The following is a 16,254-nucleotide window of genomic DNA, read 5'->3' as shown; positions in this document are numbered from 1 at the left end:
GGCCGGAACAACACCGCTACTCATTTCAGCATGGCTCCCAAATCCACCGGTAGGGCCACGCCGGTAATGCCGCGTGCCTCATCGGAGGCGAGGAACAGGCAGGCATTCGCAACGTCGACCGGCTCGACCCAGGGAATTGGCAGGGTGTTCCAGCGCAAGTAATAGGCCTTGGCTTCGTCGAGCGTAGTGCCCTCGTGCCCGCCCAGGCGGTCGAGATAGGCCTGGTTCATCACCATGTCGGTGAAGACGACCGTCGGGTCTACCGAATTGACGCGCACGCCATAAGGAGCGAGTTCGAGTCCGAAGGCCCGGGTGAGGCCGAGAACACCATGCTTTGCGGCCGTATAATGAGCAAACTCCTTGTTGGCGCGGTGGCTCAGCACCGAACCGATCAGAACCATGGCACCGGACTTCTGCTCGATGAAGGTCGGGCTCACCGACTTGGCCGAGCGCCAGACTCCGGACAGGTTCACGTCAAGCATCTTTTGCCACTGGTCGTCGGTGAGCTCCCAGGCCTTGCCCCAGGAGTCAATACCGGCCGCCGTGACCAGGATGTCGATCCGGCCCCATTTCTCTAAAACTTCTGCCACGGCGCTGTCGAGTTCGGCGCTGCTGGTGACGTCGGCGGTCAGCGCGAGTGCTTCTACGCCGGTGCCCCGGCAACCCGCGGCGCTCGCCTCGAGCTGTTCGCGGTTGGACCCGGGATAAGGTACGCCCGGTACATCCCGAGCGATATCGACCAGCGCTACCCGCGCGCCCTCCTGGGCAAAGCGCAAGGACACAGCGCGGCCGATGCCGCGGGCGGCGCCGGTGACAATGGCGACCTTGCCCTCGAGTCGACCGCTCACGGGTTCCTCGGCGGCAGCGGCCGCAGATCAAAGGGCTCGACTACTTCGGAGGTGTGCTTGTGGTAGATCTTCCCTTGGTCGTTGACCCAATATACGTCGACGCCGAACTCGCGATAGCGCTTGCCATCTTCCTTCTTGATGTAGCTGGCCAGTGTCTCGCTGACGATGATGTCGCCAGTGGCCGCCCGGAAGGTGCGCTCGATCTCGTATTCGAGCAGCGACTCGAACCATTCCTTGGGATGCGCGTGCACTTCCTCGGGCGACAGGATGCGGCTGCCGAAGATGGTGATGGCGTCCTCGGTGTAGAGAGCGCTCACCCCCTCGGCGTCGTTGGCGCGGTACAGGCGTTCGACATTGGCTACCCAGGCTTTGGGATCGGCAACGGCCATGGTGTTCCTCAACAGAAAAGGCTGCGGCAGCCGGAAGGGCCGCCGCAGCGGCGGACGCAGGGTTTACCCGGACGCGAGGGTCACGTTCTCCAGGGAGTACTTGCCCTGCGAATTGGGGGCAAAGCCCTCCACGTTCGGCGAGATGGCGAAGATGCGCTCTTCCTCGACGGTGTAGATGAACGGGCAGTCGCGGTTCACGATTTCCTGCAGCTCGGAATAGATCTCCTGGCGCTTTTCGGAATCGGGTTCGGCGCGTCCGGCCAGCACGAGGTCGCGCGCTTCGTCGTTGCGATAGCCGCTGTGGAGGCCGTTCTGCGGCTCGTAGTCCATCGCCACGCCCATCAGTTCGTCGGGATCGGGGGTATCGTTGGTCCACGAGGAGATGCGCATCGTGTACTGCTCGGTGTTGTACATCTCCTGCGCCGTAGTCGCTTCCACCTGCTCGATGTTCATCGTGATGCCGATCTCGGCGAGCGAGGCGGCCCAGATCTGCGCAATCGCGAGACGGGTCGTATCGCCGCTCGGCACGGTCGCGGTGAAGGTGAAGCCGTCCGGCATCTCGCTCGATGCCAGCAGCTCGCGAGCCTTGGCGAGATCGAAGGTGATCGGATTGGTGTCGGCGTCATAGAAGAAGGTTGAGCTCGGCAGGATCGACTTCGCCGGCGTGGCGCGGCCGAAATACACCGCCTGGGCGATCGACTCGCGGTCGACGGCATAAGCCATGGCGCAGCGGACCGAGGCTTCGTCGAACGGTTCGACCTGGCCGTTGATGGTGACAAAGCCGACGGCACTTCCCGGCACAGTCACGATCTCGGCTCCGTTGGCCGTTGCCTGCTCCACCTGTCCCGGGGGAACGTCGGTGGCGATGTCGACCTCGCCCGAGGCCAGCTGCAGCATGCGGGCATTGTCGTCGCCGACGACGCGGAACACGACGCGCTCGAGCGTCGGCTTGCTTTCCTGCCAGTAGTTTGGATTGCGGACGAGGGTGAGGTCCTGGCCCTTGTTCCAGCTTTCCAGCATGAAGGCACCGGTGCCCATCGGGCTTTCGCCGGCGGCTTCGCCCTGTTCCTCGAAATGGGCCTTCTGGTAGATGCTTGCGGCGAAGGTCGAGAGGGCCGGCAGCAGCGGAGCAAACGGCTGCGACATGGTCAGGCGGACGGTATTTTCGTCCACGGCCTCGACCGACTGCACCGGGGAGAACAGGAAGCCCCAGGAGCCGGCTTGGTCAATGGCGCGAGTGAGCGAGAACACCACGTCCTCGGCCGTCAGCGGGTCGCCGTTCCAGAACTGCACGCCATCGCGGAGGGTGAACTCGGCCGAAAGCCCGTCTTCGGCGACGCTCCATTCGGTGGCCAGTTCCGGCTCGACGGAGGTGCCGTCTTCCGACAGCCGCACCAGCCGCTCGTAGACGGTCAGCTCGGTAAAGATCGAACGGTCGTCCTGGGTGTTGTAGGGATCGAAGGTGAAGATGTCCGCCGGGCGCGCAACGGTCAGCGTGCCACCCTCGGCATCCTGGGCGACCGCCGGTAGCGCCAGCACTGGAACGAGACCGAATGCAACGCCGGCCATCAGGCCAGCACGCCAGCTCCTTAGGGCATTCATCTAGGTGTTCTCCTGTTCCCTGATCAAAGGTGACGAAGTGCCGGCCACGTCTTGCCAGGCCGAGGTGGCATTGAGGGATGCTTCGAGGACGTCCTGAACATGGGCAGCCTGCTCCAGCGTAGGCAGGGTCCGGAGATTGCCGCCGCCGTCTCCACGAATGGCGGAAAGCAAGGCGGCCATGTGACGCCCCACGGCATCAGTGCGGGTGCCGCGCATCGGCTCGATCGGCTGGTCTTCCCCGCCGGAACCGAGCGCCGGCGACAGACGATAGCGCTGTCCGCCCTCCAGGCGGTCGTCGACCCAGACTTCCCCAAGCGCCTGCGAACCATGGAGGCGGATGCGGATGCCGGGAAAGCCGCCGGACAGCAGCCAGCTGGAAATCAGCAGCCCCGTGCTGCCGTTCTGGAATTCCATCTGCAGAGTGGCGATGTCGTCGAGACGAGCACCCGGGAGGACCCGCTTCAGCGATGACGATACCCGCGCAATCGGCCCCAGCAGCCAGGCGGCCATGTCGATCACGTGCGAGCCATATTCGAACAACGCGCCGCCTGCGGCCTGGGCAGGGTCGCCCTTCCAGTTCAGGGGCTTGCCGCTGTCGGGGTGGAACTGAGGGTTGTGCTCCGCCAACTCGATCAGCCAGGGCTCGCCGAGCCGGCCTGCAGCGAGGTCGCGCTTAAGCGCCTGAAGAGCGGGGGTGAACCGGAAGGAATAGCCGACGGTGGCGGTCACGCCCGTCCGCCGCCCGAGCGCAACAAGCTCCTGGGCATTGCCGGCCGAGTTGGCAAGCGGCTTCTCGCAATAGGCTGCCACGCCTGCTAAAAGCAGCGCCGACACCGCCTCGGCGTGGACGTGGTCGGGCGTGGCGATCACCCCCAGCTTCAGCTGTTTTTCCGCCTCGAGAAGCTCGGGAAGGGTGGCGTAAGCGCGTCCAATATGGTGCGCCGCTGCAAAGCTCTGCGCTTCCGAAAGCGTCGCAGCGACAACGCCAACTACCTCGATGTCAGCTTGAGCCCTCAAAGCAGGGAGCAAGGCGCTTGCCATCCAGTCGCCGGCTCCGATCAAGGCACACCGCAGGGTCACAGCAGAAAGCTCCGCGTGCCGCCGATTCCTGAGGAACGGCACTGGCAGACTCTGCCCGGCAGCAAGGATGATTTCTGATTCATACCGATTGCCGGCATCCCCTTCTTATGCCGAGGGGCAGGTTCACGGCTTCCCGGAGCGAAGGCAACATGGTTTCTTGTAAGTTCAGACAAAGGAAAATGTTGTGGATACGCGCTTCCTCCAAACCTTCGTCAGCGTCGTGGAGCTCGGCTCGATTGCTGAAGCCGCCCGCCGAATGAACTTGACATCGGCGGCCATCGCGCAGCGCGTTCAGGCACTTGAGGCCGAACTGGACGCTCAGCTTATAATCCGGGTCGGCCGCAATGTGCGCCCTACCGAGGCCGGGCGCGCCGTTTACGAGCGTTCCGGGAGCCTGCTGCAATCCCTGCGGGCCCTAAAGGCCGCCGCTGCGCTCGATGTCCCCGCCGGCGAGCTCCGCCTCGGCGCCGTGTCCACTGCGCTGACGGGGATCCTGCCAAGCATCCTGAAGCGAGTGAAGGACCTCTATCCCAGCCTCACCTTCTACATCGCGCCGGGCACGTCCATAGACCTTTATCGCAGAGTGATCAGCGGCGATCTGGATGGCGCCATCTTGGTCGAACCGCCCTTCGCTATCCCCAAGGAATGCGACTGGCAGGCAATCCGGGAGGAGCCCCTCACCCTGATCGTGCCGTCGGACATGAATCTCAGCGATCCTCATGCCCTCCTCACCGAGCAGCCTTTCGTGCGCTACGACCGCAACCATTGGGGCGGTCGGCTGGCCGACAGCTATCTTCGGCTATGTAACATCAAGCCCCACGAACGGCTAGAACTCGATGCCTTGGAGGCGATCGCGATAATGGTCAACAGCGGCCTCGGCGTGTCGCTCGTTCCGGATTGGGCGCCGCCCTGGCCCGAAGGTCTGTCGCTGAAGAAGTGGGTGATCTACGACCGGCGCTTCATCCGCCGGATCGGCATGGTGTGGAACCGTTCCTCGCTGCAGACCCGCGTCATCCTCGCCATTCTCGAAGGAACAAGCGGGTTGCCGAGGGAAGGCCAGAACGGCCACACGAGACAGGCATCGGCGTAGCCGACCATTGCTGAGTGGTACAGGCACCGGCCACGCACGTGTCACACTCATCAGACTAAGCTTGTTGGGGGACGATGTTCGCAAACATTTTCTATCGTCTAAAGCTAGTCCGAGGCATCTTGCCTTGGTTGGGATTAGCTCCGAGTTTCCGCCGTGCTGCCCTTATCGGGAGGACTCCCGGTCACCGGAACGGGTAAACCGACCAATGCGGGAGCCGCTCCGGAACTGCCTTCAGAGTCGGCTTGGCACATTGACGGCAGCATCGGATGGACGGGAATTTTATGGATACGCTCGAAGCCAAGTACGCCAAGCTCGCGACCGACAATGCGCCGGGGCAGGAGGTCCGCCAGTCGGCGAGCGGGCTGTCAGACCTTCTGCGCGGCGAGACCCTGCTCGGCACGCCGGTCGACTTTTCGCACGGCGACGTCGACGCCTTCCTTCCGACGCCGGGCGCCTTCGAGGCCTTCAGCGCCGGCGTGGCTCCCGGTAGCGGCCAGGCCTATACCGAATATCGCGGCAGCGGGGCGATCCGCGAGATGCTGGCTGAACGTCTCGCTGCCTTTACCGGTGCACCGATTTCGGCCGACCAAGGGCTGATCATCACGCCCGGCACTCAGGGAGCGCTTTTTCTTGCCGTGGCGGCGACGGCGGGGGCGGGCGACAAGGTTGCCATCGTCCAGCCCGACTATTTCGCCAACCGCAAGCTGGTCGAGTTCTTCGGCGCCATCCTCGTCCCGGTGACGCTGAACTATCACCAGACGAGCGACCAGGCCGGCCTTGACCTGAGCCAACTGGAAGACGCCTTCCGGTCCGGCGCAAAGGTCTTCCTGTTCTCCAATCCCAACAATCCCGTCGGGGTGATCTATTCCGAAGCGGAGATCGCCGAGATCGCGGGCCTGGCCGGGCGCTATGGCGCGACGGTGATCGTCGACCAGCTGTATTCGCGGCTCCTTTACGAGGGGCGCAGCTATGCGCATCTGCGCGCCGGCCGGGTGGATCCCGAAAACGTCCTCACTATCATGGGTCCGTCCAAGACCGAGTCGCTCAGCGGGTACCGGCTCGGTGTTGCCTTTGGCTCGACGCGGCTGATCGACCGCATGGAAAAGCTCCAGGCCATCGTCTCGCTCAGGGCGCCCGGCTACAGCCAGGCGGTGCTAAAAACCTGGTTCGCCGAACCGGAAGGCTGGCTCGCCGAGCGCATCCGCCTGCACCAGGCTATCCGCGACGACCTGCTGGCCGTGCTCGGTCCCGTGCCCAGACTTGAGGTCCGCTCGCCCGAAGCAGGCAGCTACATCTTCCCAAAACTCCCGGAACTCGCCGTCCCGACGCAGGACTTCGTGCGTATTTTGCGCCGGCAAGCAGGTGTGACCGTGACCCCAGGCGCCGAGTTTGGGCCGCATTCGCTCGGCAGCATTCGGCTCAACTTCTCGCAGGACCACCGGGCCGCCGTCGCGGCCATCGGGCGGGCGGCGGACCTGATCGAGCGGTACCGCAGGTGACCGTGCTGAGCACGCCGGTCCCGCAGGGCCGCTACGTTCCGGCGAGGCGCTTCGGCGACCTGGTGTTCACCTCCGGCATGACACCGCGCCGCGACGGCGTGTTGACTGTTGCCGCCAAGATCGGCGCCGCCGCGGCCCTGGAGGACTGGAAGGATGCGGTCGTCCTCGCCGCCGCCAATGCGCTCGCCGCCGCCCGCAGCGCGGTCGGGGAGGGGGAGGACGTAACGGCCGTCCTCAACATGACCGTCTTCGTCGCCGCGGAGCCGGATTTCACGCTCCATACGCGCCTCGCCGATTTCGCCTCCGACTACTTCTTCGAGCAGCTCGGCCCAGCCGGCATCGGCAGCCGCGCCGCCGTTGGCGTCGCCAGCTTACCTTCTGGCTCTCCCGTTGAGATCCAGCTAGTAGCAGGGTGCGGTCAGAGGGATGCGAACCAGTCTCTGTTTGGGTAGGTGCGGCTGACCTTAGGCCGCGCAGAGCTGCCGCCACTCAGCAAGGGTGGCAGTGCGGTTCTGCTTATGGACGGGGCGGCTGGAGAGGTCGAACAGCGCAGAACCCAGAGGAACGGCGGAGCTAAGCACCGCGTTCGGGGCAGAAAGGAGCGCACCATGAACCCCGCCTCGCCCGAGATCCTCGAAGGCCGTCTCATCGCGCAACGCAAGGTGCTGGCTGAGATCCTGGTCCGTCTGGGCCGGCAGGACCCCACGCTCCTTGACGCATTGGAGGAGCGCAGTGTCTTTCGCGACCACGAGGAGGATCCCGGTGTCGTGGAGCCCTCCCCAGAGTTCGCCATCGAGGCGGCCGTTGCTGACGAGTTCCGCCTGATCGTTGAGGCCGTACGCCGCCAGATGGACCAGCTTTGAGGTTAGTCCTGAGGAGGAGCTAGACCCCCGGTCGACCACCGGGCGGTCGAGCTTGGCCGCGCGGCCTCGTTGCGCCGCATGGGTGCGACGTTAGTAGATTATGAGAGTCCCCGAATGGGGTGGCGCAGACCCGCCACCGCCATCACCGCCGGCCAAGGCGCACACTGAGAGCAATGAGCGCCGCCGAGGCGAGAATGGTGAGCGTCGCCACGGCGCAGATCTCCGGGGTCACGCCCTGTCGCAGCATGGCCCAGATCTGCATCGGCAACGTGTTCTCCGAGCCGGTCAGTAGGAAGGTGATCGCCACCTCGTCGAAGCTCAACGTGAAGACCAGGAGACCACCCCCAATGACGGCCGCACTCAGGTTCGGCAGAACGACCCTGAGGAACGTCTCCAGATACCCCGCGCCCAGATCGAGGCTGGCCTCCTCCATCAACGGATCGAGGCGCGACAGGCGCGCCATCACCTGCCCTATCACCACCGGCAACCAGGCGACGGCGTGGCCCAGGACCACGGCCCACAGCGACAGCGGCAGACCGAAGGCCTTGAGCAGGAGAAGGATTGAGAGTCCCGTGACGATGCCGGGGATCATCAAAGGCAAGGTGAGGAGATGCTCAACGACCTGGCTCCCCCGGAACGCAAAGCGACCCAAAGCATAGCCGGCCGGGACCCCAAGCAGCAACGTCAGCGGCACCACGGCAGCAGCGACTTTGAGGCTGTTGAGAGCCGCGCGCTTCAGGTCCTCGTCGGCCGCGAGTTCGCGGTACCAGTCGAGTGTCCACGACTCTATAGGGAGGGACAGCGTCCGCGCGCCACTGAAGGAAAAGACGATCAGGACCAGCAGCGGCGCATAGAGAAAGAAGAATACCCCAATCCCAAGAGTGGTCGCGATGCGCTTGGTTCCACGGGACCACCGCACGAAGCTCTCATCCATGGCGCCGCTCGAGCCTCCGAGCCAAGATTACTGCCGTGCCAATGATCACGATGACGATCACGGCCAAGGCGCTTCCGAAGGGCCAGTCAAAGGCCGACCCAAACTGGGTGATGATCACGCTGGAGATCATCAGTCCGCTTGGCCCGCCGAGGAGGGCTGGTGCGACGAAATCGCCAAAGCTCAGGCAGAACGTGACAATGCCGCCCGCGACGATGCCTGGGATGCTCAGGGGCAGGATCACGCGTCGGAATGTCGTCGCGGCCGTTGCGCCCAGATCCATGCTGGCTTCGATGGCCTCGCGAGGGATCTTTTCCAGTGCCGCATAGACGGGGATGGCGACAAACGGTACGAAGACATAGACGAGCGCGATGCAGACGCTGAAGCGGTTGAAGAGTAGGACCGAGATGGGCTCGTCGGTCACCCCCAGCCAGGACAGCCCCGAGTTGATGATCCCCTCTCGCCCCAAAATGAGCCTCCAGATGAACGCTCGGAGCAGGAAGCTGGTCCACAGCGGGATGACCATGAGGAAGAACAGCGTGTGTCGCGCCCGGCCGGTGAAGAACGCCACGTAGAAGGCAAGTGCATATCCCAGCACCGCAGAGATGGCGGTCACTATGACAGCCACCAGAAGCGAGTTGCCCAGGACGGGCAGGTAAGATGAGCCAGTGATGGCGCGCTGGAAGTTGCCCAGATTAAAATCCCGGACGACTGCGTAGTTCTCGACCTTCCAGAAGCTGTAGGCGAGCAGGTTCGCGTATGGCAGGATCAGAAAGACAAGCGCGTAAAGCGCCGCGGGCCCAAGGAAGATGACGGCCAAGATCCAGCGCCGCCGGTCTGCGGTCCGTCTCCCCGCAGGTTCAGGGTGCGCTGCGAGCTCAGAGACAGACACGTTGTCCCCGCTCCCCACGCTCAAAGAGGCTGATGTCCTCGCGCCTTGCCCAGAGCGTCGCCAAACTCCCGTTGTGCAAGCTCAGTTCTCTCGCGGCATCGCGGTCGACTTCGACGGCGGCCTCCACCTGAGGGCTCAGTTGGACCATCACCCGCAGCAACGATCCTAGGTAGACGACATCCTTCACCCGACCTGTTGCTGAGAATGCGACCGGGTCCGGGGCGGCGCCAAGCCGAAGACTAGTTGGACGAACTGCAAGAGTGGCGTGATTGGCTCCCCTGCCCTCTTGACCGGGATCTGTCAGCGCCAGTGTTCCACCGGGCCGGGCGACCACGGGCAGGAAGTTGCAGCCGCCGATGAAGTCAGCCACGAAGCGATTGGCCGGTGCTTCGAACACCTTCTCTGGTGTCCCGATCTGGGCGATCTGACCACTCTCCAGAACGGCGATGCGGTCGCTCATTACGAGCGCTTCCTCTTGGTCGTGCGTCACGCAGACAAACGTGAGGCCCAACTCTGTATGCATGCGCCGGAGCTCCATCTGCATGGAGCGGCGAAGCTTGGCATCCAGCGCACTCAGGGGCTCGTCGAGGAGGAGGACGGCGGGCTCATTGATGAGCGCCCGCCCCAGCGCGACCCGCTGCCTCTGCCCGCCGCTGAGTTCGTGCGGATAGCGGTTCGCCTTGTCGCTGAGGTTCACACGCTCGAGCATGGCGCCCACACGATCGCGGATCTCCGCAGTTCGCAACCGGCGGATGCGCAGGGGATACGCCACGTTCTCGAACACCGACAGGTGCGGGAACAGCGCGTAGCTCTGGAAGACGGTGTTCACGTCCCTGTGGAACGGCGGGACGTTGGTCACATCCTGCCCGTTGATGATCACGGAGCCGGTGTCCGGAACTTCGAAGCCGCCGATCATTCGGAGCGTGGTTGTCTTGCCGCAACCGCTTGGCCCCCAGAAGGGTCAGGAACTCACCCCGTCGGACCTCGAGTGACAAGCCCTTGAGCGCCTGTGCCGCCCCAAACGACCTCGAGACCCGGTCGAGGCGGATGACGACGTCGTTGGGGGCGGCGGTTGCGTGACTCAGCATCCGTCAGGCCGCCTTCACCTCGCTCAGCACTTCGAGGTAGCGAGACCGGCGAGGAATATCCTCCCAGATGTTCATGCGCTCGACCACCTCGCCGACGGCATCCAAGCCCATGGTCTTCCATGTCTCGGCCGGCATGAAGTCAACCGACTGCGGGTTGCTCGGGGTATAGCCGCTGATCTCCGCGATGGCGCCCTGGGATTGGGGCGACAGGATATGATCGATGAAGGCGTGAGCGAGTTCGCGGCTGGGCGTGCCACTGACGATGAAGTGGGAATCCACAGCGGCAGAGGGCGGGGAGCCGTAAAACTCGCGCACGGGCAGCCCTCGCGCCTTTAGCTCCGAGGTGATGTAGCTCCAGGAATTCGAGATCACGACCTCTCCGTTCATGAAGAGGTCAATGGCCTCACCGGCCTGGGACCAATAGGTGCGGACCATCGGCTTCTGCTCGATCAGCTTCTGCTTGACGGCCTCGAGTTGGTCGTCCGACATGTTCCAGACGTCCTCGATGCCCATCCACGCGGCCACGTCGCCGAGTGTCGACACGTCGTCCCACATCGCGATGCGTCCCGCGAAGCGCTCGTCGAAGAGGAGGCCGAAGTCGTTCCCTTCCGGGATGACCTCGGTGTTAACCGTAATAGGCGAGATTGCGACGAAGGTCGGGGCCCCGAAGACCTGGTCGTCCTTCCGGATGAAGCCCCCCGACTGCAGGCGCGGATAGATAGACTGGAAGTTGGGGATGAGGCTGAGGTCGAGGGGCTCGACGAAGCCCGCGTTGATCGCACGGCGACCCAGCGAACTCACGATGACGACGAGGTCGTAGTCCCCCCCGCCGGCCGCCAGCTTCGCCATGTACTCGTCGTTCGAGCCGACATAGGTCTTCGCGACTTGCACGCCGTGCGCATCCTCGAAGTTCTTCACCCAGGCGTCGTCGGCGTAACCCTCCCACGTCAGGAGGCGCAGAGTTCCCCCCTCCTGAGCAATTGCCGGGCGGAGCCTCAGGCCCGCGGCAGCTCCCACCGCAAAGGCCGTGCTGGTTCTAAGGAAGTGGCGACGTTGCATCTGCTTCTCCCGCATCAAAGGGACTCGTAGAGGCTCCGGACGTTGTCCGGGATGTATTTGAAGGTGCTCAGCCGCTCGAATGGCCAAGCGCGCTGGAGCGGTTCCCTGCAGAGCGCACCGCGGTTGAAGATGGGCCAGACCCCGTGGCCGTCGATGCACTCGCCTTGCAAGCCGACTGCAGTGACGGCCCGCCTCGCGAACTCGCCCGGATTGCCTACAGTCATACGAGCTCCTGGTGATACTGCTCCACAATCCGGCGGATCTCCCCGTTGACCACCTCAGGCCGATGCCCAGCCAGGGAGAGGTGGGCCAGCCCCTGCAGCAGGTGGAAGGCTCCACGAGGCGCGAGTTCAGCGACCCGACGCCCGAGCGCCGGAGGCGTCTGCATGTCCTGGGAAAAGCCGATTACGTGGATCGGCACCTGACAGCTCTGGAGCGGCCCCTCGACATCGAAGTCGATGCAGGCCTGCCATTGGGCCACCAGATAGTCGCCTTCCCGTTCACCATAGCTGCGGGCGATGAACGGCTTGAGGCGGGACCACAACTCGTCGTTCCCGAGAACCTCCGAGGGATACATGAACGCGCCGTAGTGGTGGATTGCGAACTCCGGTGGAAGCCGACCCCCGGCTTTGCGGAACTCGACCTCGGCGATCATCCAATCGCGGCAGAACCCTGTCGCCTTTGCAGTGGTCCCTAGCGGGATAGCACACCGGACGAGCTCAGGATGATCGATGGCGACCTGCAGCGCGACCAACGACCCCATCGACAGCCCCGCCACAACCACCGGCGGCTTGCATCTAGACCGGATCAGCTCCGCGCAATCCCGCGCCATGTCAGCGATGGACCAAGGCGGCGGGCGCCGGCTCTCGGTCCGGCCGGCCCCTCGAGGGTCAAAGGCCGTGGAGCGGTAGTCTTTGGAGAAGGCCGCAATCTGGTCTGCCCAGTCCTCGGCCACGTTATCGCCACCGGGAATCCAAACGATGTCGGGCCCGCTCCCTTCCTGAATATACCAGAGTCTTGCGTCGTCGAGGTCGAGAAAGGGCACTCACAAGCCTCCTGGCGTGCGCATCACTTGAGGGCAGAGGCTAGGTGGCTGGATCTTGTTGAGTCAAACAAAATCTTGTTCACTTGGACAACAATGTCGGTCGTGCTGGTTAGCGAGGCAGTGAGGAGGATGTGGTGGCAAAGAGAAAGATCCGGGACTACCGGCGGAGTGAGCTCATCGATGCGGCCATCACCTCCATAGCGATGCACGGTCTCTCGGACACAACCTTGGCCACAATCGCCGAGGAAGCCGGGGTGTCACCAGGGCTCGTGAACCACTACTTCGACGGGAAGGAGGACCTCCTCGAGGCAACGCTCCGTCGCCTGACGCGTGATCTGGCGCTGGAGATCCGGCGCCTTACGCCGAAGGAGCCCTCCCCGCTCGACCGTCTTCACGCGATCATCGACGGCTGCCTCCAGCCGGATCAGTTGCGCCCTGGCGCGGCTCTTGCTTGGCGAGCGTTCTGGGCTCAACTTCCGGTCCATCCCCGCCTTGCCGCGCTACAACGGACAGTAAACCGCCGCTTTCGCTCGAACATCTGCTGGGCACTGGCCCAACTCATCCCTAGGGAACAGGTCGCAGAGACGTATCTCGGTCTCTATGCCATGATCGACGGATTCTGGATCCGGCAGTTCATCGACCCCGACAGCTTCCAGATGGATGACGCCCGCCGGATCTGTCGGGCCTATCTGCGGCGGGCGGTCGAGGGTAACGTCCAATGTCCGGAGCGAAGAGCTAAAGGTCCACCTGTCGCAGCAAGGGCTGCGACGTTGAACAAGGCGCCGGGACTGCATGATCACTCTGGCTGACGTCTAGGGCGCGGCTGCGCGCATCGCGCCTCATATCCGGCGGACACCGGTTCTCGAGGTGTCAGCCTTGGCCGAGCCGGTTACAGGCGCCCGACTCACGCTCAAGCTCGAGAACCTTCAGGTGACAGGGAGCTTCAAGGCGCGGGGTGCCACCAACAAGCTGCTGAGCCTGCCGCCCGAGGCAATCTCACGCGGGATCGTGACGGCCTCCGGCGGCAACCATGGGCTGGCCGTCGCGCGGGCGGCCCGCATGGCGGGGGTGCCGGCTACGGTCTTTGTGACGGAGAATGCGACCGAGGAGAAGCGAGAAAAGCTTCGGCGCTGGGGGGCGCGGGTCGAGGTGCTCGGCGCCGTGTGGCACGAGGCGAACGCAGGGGCGCTTGCCCAGGCCACGGCCACGGGCGCGGCCTACTTCCACCCCTTTGCTGACCCGCAGGTGGTAGCAGGACAGGGATCGGTCGCTCTGGAGCTTCTTGAGGCCGTGCCGGATCTCGAATTGGTGCTCGTCGCCATCGGTGGTGGCGGCCTGATCTCCGGCATGGCGGTCGTTCTCAAGGCCCTGAAGCCGTCGGTCCGCATCATCGGCATCGAGCCCACAGGCTCACCCACTCTGAAGGCGAGCCTGGACGCCGGACACGTGGTCCATCTCGATCGCGTGACAAGCCGCGTGGCGACCATGAGCTGCGCTGAAACCGACGCAGCCGTCTTCGCTCTGATCCGCGATCACGTCGACGACGTGGTGCTGGTTTCGGATGAGCAGATGCAGAGCGCCGCCCACTGGCTCTGGTTCGAGCTCGGGATCGCCGCCGACCTGAGTGGGGCCGCCGCCATCGCCGCCTTGCAGTCCGGAGTGGTGGTCCTGCCTGAGGGGACCCGATGCGGCGCGTTGGTCTGCGGCGCCGGCCCGGAGGGTATTGTCCGCTGAGCGCGACGGGAACCGGGGAGTGCTCCTGGTTTGGCGATCAGTGTCCTGCCCCTTTTATTCCGTCAGGTAGGTGGCTCGGGTTATCTGGCATGAAGGCTTGCAGAGCGTGCCTCGGCGCTCACCAGGCCATCCGCAGATGCATGATCTCAGCTCGTCACAAGTTTTCTCATGAACTCGTCGCAGGCAGCGAGTTGAGTTCGCTCCACATACTCGTCTGGTTTATGCGCCACGGCGATCGCACCCGGTCCACACACAATAGTGGGAAGTCCAAGCTCCCGAAGGAACAACCCGGCCTCCGTGCCAAAGGCGACCTTGCTGTGGTCGTTTCGTCCGACGAGGTGCTTCATACGCGTGACCAAGGGATCGCCGGCCGCAATCGCGTGGGCAGGATATTCGTAGATCCGCTCAAAGCGGATCAAGGCCCCTGGATGGCGCGCCTGCATGCGCGGCAGCATCTCCCGGAGCGCGAAGCCCTCGATGCGCCGGAAGACTCCCTCCTGGTCTACCTCGGCAAGGTTGCGGAACTCGAAGGTTACCTGGCAGGTGTTCGGCACGATGTTGATCGCCGAGCCACCCTGGATGAGCCCCACGGAAAGCGTCGAATGGGTCACGTCGTAGTCCGGGTCCTGCGGCCCCGCCGCCAGCTCCTCGCCGATGCCGCGCAGAAACAGCACGAGCTCAGCCGCGTACTCGATTGCGTTCACCCCCTGCGGGGCCAGGCTCGAGTGCGCCGCTAGTCCTTCGAGATAGCACCGGTACGATTGCCCGCCCTTATGCCCGGTCACGACCTGCATGGAGGTCGGTGACGTGGGTGCGGACGAAATGCCAGGTGAGGTCCTTGAGCGGGACCTTAAGGCCGTCCGCGACGGTGTGGGGCGCGTCGTCGGCAAGAAGGGGTTCGCCACTTGTTGGCTTGGTCCTCATGGGCAGCAGCAACTCGCCGGCCGCCCAGAGGCCGTTTCATATTGAGGTCCGACGTGTTCGCTAGGTGCCTAGGGTCAGGACCTGTAACGGCACTGGTGTTTCAGCGGCTTAGCTGATTCATGCGGCCCGACTTTGGAGGGCAGCATGACCGGACAGTTCTGGCTGACAGACGAGCAGGTGGAGCGGTTCCGGCCGCACTTTCCCAAGCCCCGAGGCAAGCCCAGGGTAGATGATCGGCGAGTGCTGAGCGGGATCATCCATGTCCAGCGCAACGGGCTCAGATGGCAGGACGCTCCGGCGATCTACGGACCTCACAAGACGCTTTATAACCGCTTTGTGCGCTGGTCGCGCCTGGGGGTGTTTGCCCGCATCTTCCGCGCTCTGGCCCAGCCTGGCCGGGAGGGCGACACCCTGATGATCGACAGCACCCACCTGAAGGTCCACCGCACGGCGGCGAGCCTCAGAAAAGGGGGCTTCGCCCGCGCGCCATTGGGCGCACGAAGGGCGGCCTGAACTCGAAGCTGCACATGGTCAGCGACGGCAAAGGGCGACCTCTCACCTTCTTTCTGTCACCCGGGCAGATGAGCGATGCCAAGGGTGCCCTGGTGCTCCTGGCCGAGATGCCACGGGCCAAGAGGCTGATCGGCGACAAGGGCTACGATGCCGACTGGCTGCGGGACGAGCTGAAGGCCCGTGGTGTACGGGTCTGCATCCCGGCCCGCAGCAAGCGGAAGCGCCCCGCCACCCACAACCGCAAGCTCTACAAGAAGCGGTGCCGCATCGAGAACGCCTTTGCCCGCCTGAAGGACTGGCGCGGTATAGCCATGCGCTACACCCGCTGCGGCGACCTGTTCCTGTCCGCCATCGCGGTCGCTGCCACCGTCATCTTCTGGCTGCGGTAACGAGTCCTGACCCTAGATCCTAGCGCCGTTCGGTACTCTTAGGCTGGGCGTTGTTGCATAACTCGGTCTGAGGCCGAGCTTGGCCCTTTCCCCTTCGGTTCAGACGGCGCGCACGATCTCCGCCCTGCCCAGGGCTGAAAAGCGGTTCATCAGGGCGATGCGGGTGTGGATCTCGGCGGCTTGGCGGTCGGGGTCGCGTGAGGCGATGCGGTCCCCAAAGGCTTTGAGGCGGAGCATCTGGGCTTCGATCCGACTTCGGGCGTGATAGCCCGTCAGCCGTTTCCAGAAGGCCCGGCCGAAGTGCCTGG

General features: G+C 64.3%; 17 protein-coding genes and 2 pseudogenes. 7 read left to right on the top strand and 12 right to left on the bottom strand.

The annotated features are described in order from the left end of the window. Positions 1 to 20 precede the first annotated feature (20 nt). The 4 genes from RUMESO_RS17320 to RUMESO_RS17305 form a co-directional block, all read right to left on the bottom strand. A complete protein-coding gene (locus RUMESO_RS17320; RefSeq protein WP_037281868.1) occupies positions 21 to 848 on the bottom strand; it encodes a mycofactocin-coupled SDR family oxidoreductase in 828 nt (275 codons plus the stop codon). Next, a complete protein-coding gene (locus tag RUMESO_RS17315; protein ID WP_037281867.1) occupies positions 845 to 1,237 on the bottom strand; it encodes a nuclear transport factor 2 family protein in 393 nt (130 codons plus the stop codon). The genes RUMESO_RS17320 and RUMESO_RS17315 overlap by 4 nt, the downstream gene beginning before the upstream one ends. Positions 1,238 to 1,300: 63 nt before the next feature. Further along, on the bottom strand, positions 1,301 to 2,806 hold the full coding sequence (locus RUMESO_RS17310; protein WP_037281864.1) for an ABC transporter substrate-binding protein: 1,506 nt from the start codon (positions 2,804 to 2,806) through the stop codon (positions 1,301 to 1,303). A 33-nt stretch (positions 2,807 to 2,839) separates the two neighbouring features. After that, entirely contained in the window at positions 2,840 to 3,919 is a 1,080-nt protein-coding gene (locus RUMESO_RS17305; protein WP_037281863.1) for a Gfo/Idh/MocA family protein, read from the bottom strand. Positions 3,920 to 4,103: 184 nt separating this feature from the next. On the opposite strand from RUMESO_RS17305, the gene RUMESO_RS17300 reads away from it, so the two are divergent. From RUMESO_RS17300 to RUMESO_RS17285, 4 genes are all read left to right on the top strand, one after another. After that, positions 4,104 to 5,009, top strand: a complete 906-nt coding sequence (locus tag RUMESO_RS17300; RefSeq protein WP_037281862.1) for a LysR family transcriptional regulator — start codon at positions 4,104 to 4,106, stop codon at positions 5,007 to 5,009. 281 nt (positions 5,010 to 5,290) lie between these two features. Continuing rightward, positions 5,291 to 6,508: a pyridoxal phosphate-dependent aminotransferase gene (locus RUMESO_RS17295; RefSeq protein WP_037281861.1), complete on the top strand. Its 1,218-nt coding sequence runs from the start codon at positions 5,291 to 5,293 to the stop codon at positions 6,506 to 6,508. Then, positions 6,505 to 6,960 carry a RidA family protein gene (locus RUMESO_RS17290; protein ID WP_037281859.1) on the top strand — a complete coding sequence of 152 codons (456 nt, stop codon included), beginning with the start codon at positions 6,505 to 6,507 and terminating at the stop codon, positions 6,958 to 6,960. The genes RUMESO_RS17295 and RUMESO_RS17290 overlap by 4 nt, the downstream gene beginning before the upstream one ends. 156 nt (positions 6,961 to 7,116) lie before the next feature. After that, positions 7,117 to 7,371 carry a hypothetical protein gene (locus RUMESO_RS17285; protein WP_037281857.1) on the top strand — a complete coding sequence of 85 codons (255 nt, stop codon included), beginning with the start codon at positions 7,117 to 7,119 and terminating at the stop codon, positions 7,369 to 7,371. Positions 7,372 to 7,513: 142 nt separating this feature from the next. Here the strand turns inward: RUMESO_RS17285 and RUMESO_RS17280 are convergent, their stop codons facing one another. The 5 genes from RUMESO_RS17280 to RUMESO_RS17255 all read right to left on the bottom strand — a co-directional run bounded on the left by RUMESO_RS17280 (position 7,514) and on the right by RUMESO_RS17255 (position 12,386). Continuing rightward, the gene (locus tag RUMESO_RS17280; RefSeq protein ID WP_051521437.1) at positions 7,514 to 8,305 is read right to left on the bottom strand and encodes an ABC transporter permease; all 792 of its coding nucleotides are present in this window, start codon (positions 8,303 to 8,305) and stop codon (positions 7,514 to 7,516) included. Beyond that, positions 8,298 to 9,122 (bottom strand): ABC transporter permease, encoded by an 825-nt coding sequence (locus RUMESO_RS17275; RefSeq protein WP_211262917.1) that lies wholly within the window; start codon positions 9,120 to 9,122, stop codon positions 8,298 to 8,300. Before RUMESO_RS17275 ends, RUMESO_RS17280 begins: the two co-directional genes overlap by 8 nt. 58 nt (positions 9,123 to 9,180) lie before the next feature. Continuing rightward, positions 9,181 to 10,110 carry an ABC transporter ATP-binding protein gene (locus tag RUMESO_RS27395; RefSeq protein WP_051521436.1) on the bottom strand — a complete coding sequence of 310 codons (930 nt, stop codon included), beginning with the start codon at positions 10,108 to 10,110 and terminating at the stop codon, positions 9,181 to 9,183. A 175-nt stretch (positions 10,111 to 10,285) separates the two neighbouring features. Next, positions 10,286 to 11,356 (bottom strand): ABC transporter substrate-binding protein, encoded by a 1,071-nt coding sequence (locus tag RUMESO_RS17265; RefSeq protein ID WP_211262916.1) that lies wholly within the window; start codon positions 11,354 to 11,356, stop codon positions 10,286 to 10,288. Between the two features lie 205 nt (positions 11,357 to 11,561). Beyond that, positions 11,562 to 12,386: an alpha/beta fold hydrolase gene (locus tag RUMESO_RS17255; RefSeq protein WP_051521435.1), complete on the bottom strand. Its 825-nt coding sequence runs from the start codon at positions 12,384 to 12,386 to the stop codon at positions 11,562 to 11,564. Positions 12,387 to 12,520: 134 nt separating this feature from the next. On the opposite strand from RUMESO_RS17255, the gene betI reads away from it, so the two are divergent. Next, on the top strand, positions 12,521 to 13,195 hold the full coding sequence (gene betI / locus RUMESO_RS17250; RefSeq protein WP_051521434.1) for a transcriptional regulator BetI: 675 nt from the start codon (positions 12,521 to 12,523) through the stop codon (positions 13,193 to 13,195). A gap of 22 nt (positions 13,196 to 13,217) precedes the next feature. Further along, the gene (locus RUMESO_RS17245) at positions 13,218 to 14,120 is read left to right on the top strand and encodes a threonine ammonia-lyase (protein ID WP_342670799.1); all 903 of its coding nucleotides are present in this window, start codon (positions 13,218 to 13,220) and stop codon (positions 14,118 to 14,120) included. 146 nt (positions 14,121 to 14,266) lie between these two features. Here the strand turns inward: RUMESO_RS17245 and RUMESO_RS17240 are convergent, their stop codons facing one another. Both RUMESO_RS17240 and RUMESO_RS27390 read right to left on the bottom strand, forming a co-directional pair. Beyond that, positions 14,267 to 14,914, bottom strand: a complete 648-nt coding sequence (locus RUMESO_RS17240) for a M20/M25/M40 family metallo-hydrolase (protein WP_051521433.1) — start codon at positions 14,912 to 14,914, stop codon at positions 14,267 to 14,269. Position 14,915: 1 nt separating this feature from the next. Then, positions 14,916 to 15,014 (bottom strand): annotated as a pseudogene (locus RUMESO_RS27390) (threonine/serine dehydratase); the annotation flags it as partial. Positions 15,015 to 15,188: 174 nt separating this feature from the next. Between RUMESO_RS27390 and RUMESO_RS24420 the strand changes: the two are divergent. Then, a protein-coding gene (locus RUMESO_RS24420) for an IS5 family transposase (RefSeq protein ID WP_425414923.1) occupies positions 15,189 to 15,946 on the top strand; the annotation gives its coding sequence in 2 pieces (ribosomal slippage) (positions 15,189 to 15,524 and positions 15,527 to 15,946; 756 coding nt in all). A 99-nt stretch (positions 15,947 to 16,045) separates the two neighbouring features. On the opposite strand, the pseudogene RUMESO_RS17225 reads toward RUMESO_RS24420, so the two are convergent. Beyond that, positions 16,046 to 16,254: pseudogene (locus RUMESO_RS17225) on the bottom strand (IS5/IS1182 family transposase); the annotation flags it as partial.

The organism is Rubellimicrobium mesophilum DSM 19309, assembly GCF_000600335.2.
Taxonomy (GTDB): Bacteria; Pseudomonadota; Alphaproteobacteria; order Rhodobacterales; family Rhodobacteraceae; genus Rubellimicrobium; species Rubellimicrobium mesophilum.
The sequence above is the reverse complement of the archived record's forward strand: the minus strand, read 5'-3'. Positions and strand labels throughout refer to the sequence as shown.